Here is a 1,323-nt window from a genome sequence, read left to right as displayed (position 1 = left end):
GGAGATCATTCGATTTGTCCATGGCCGGAATCCCTTTGCCGATGTTGGCATCAATGGCCAGCAACGCTTCATGCATCTTTTGGTCATAATCCAGAATCTGGCCTAAATCCGCACTCAGCTTATTACCAACATCCGTTGTGGCTTGCTTAACCTCAGAAAGGGCTTCACGGTTAGAGGCCGCAAGGTTATTCACACGGGTAGCCGTAGACGCCGTGTTATCCGCAATATCAGCAAGGCTGCCACCTAAGCCACGAGTTGCCGATTCAATATCAGCAAGGTCAGCCCCAAGCCCACGAGTCGCAGATTCAATATTGGCAAGGTCAGAGCCTAGGCCGCGTGTGGCCGATTCAATATCCGCCAAGGCCGAACTGTTTGCACTTTGCGCATCCTGCAAAGCCGCCTTGATAGTGGACGCGTTTTGGTCAACAGTGGATTGCAGGTTGCCTAACTTATTCAAGACAGGGGACAAGTCCACACTGCCAGAACCCTGACCATCCGAACCAGAACCATCACCACCGGAGCCTGAGCCATCACCACCGGAACCTGAACCGCCACCACCGGAACCAGAGCCATCGCCACCGGAGCCTGAACCGCCACCACCAGAGCCTGAACCGTCACCACCGGAGCCTGAACCATCACCACCAGAGCCTGAACCATCACCACCAGAGCCTGAACCATCACCACCAGAGCCTGAACCGTCACCACCGGAACCTGAACCATCACCACCGTCACCACCTTCACCAGAGCCATCACCCCCACAGGCATCACCAGTACATTCACCCTCAATTGGCGTATAAGTACATGAACCAAGGATAGTAACCGCATCCTCACTACAATAATAATCGTGTGATGCTTCATTATTTAACGGTGTATTATCAAAACACTCATTTATTTTATTATTTAAAGCCGAACGAGCAGACGAAGTAGAACAATAATCCTCTTTAATCCACCAAGTGAATGAATGCTTCATATAATATGAATAACTTTCATAGGGCTTATAATAAATATAAACTGACCCGTGATTTTTAATAGCCGTACTTTCCTTAACTTCCACCTCACCAACAATCTCATTAAAGCCTTGCAAGTAAGCTTTTTCTTTAGATATTGCTTGGTCTAAACTCGCATAATTACCACTGGCCGACGAAGCGACAACGTAATAGTAGGCTGAATAAGAATAACTAGAATAAAAAACCAATAGGAATAAAAGAAATATTCTTTTCATTTTCTCACCAATAAAAAAGGCGACCTAAGCCGCCTTGATATTATTTGCCTTTGACTACGCTGATAATATTCCGCTTTTAAAGCCAGTCACGAAAACTGTTA

The 1,323-nt window shown here is 46.8% G+C and carries 1 protein-coding gene; it reads right to left on the bottom strand.

Annotation, left to right across the window (positions count from 1 at the left end):
- On the bottom strand, positions 1-1,222 hold a 1,222-nt coding region (locus tag C9I92_RS25620; RefSeq protein ID WP_487246581.1), incomplete at its 3' end, for an Mce/MlaD family protein.
- Between the last annotated feature and the right edge of the window lie 101 nt (positions 1,223-1,323).

The sequence above is a fragment of the Photobacterium ganghwense genome, from assembly GCF_003025595.1.
GTDB lineage: Bacteria > Pseudomonadota > Gammaproteobacteria > Enterobacterales > Vibrionaceae > Photobacterium > Photobacterium ganghwense.
This window is presented reverse-complemented; position numbering and strand designations above follow the sequence as displayed.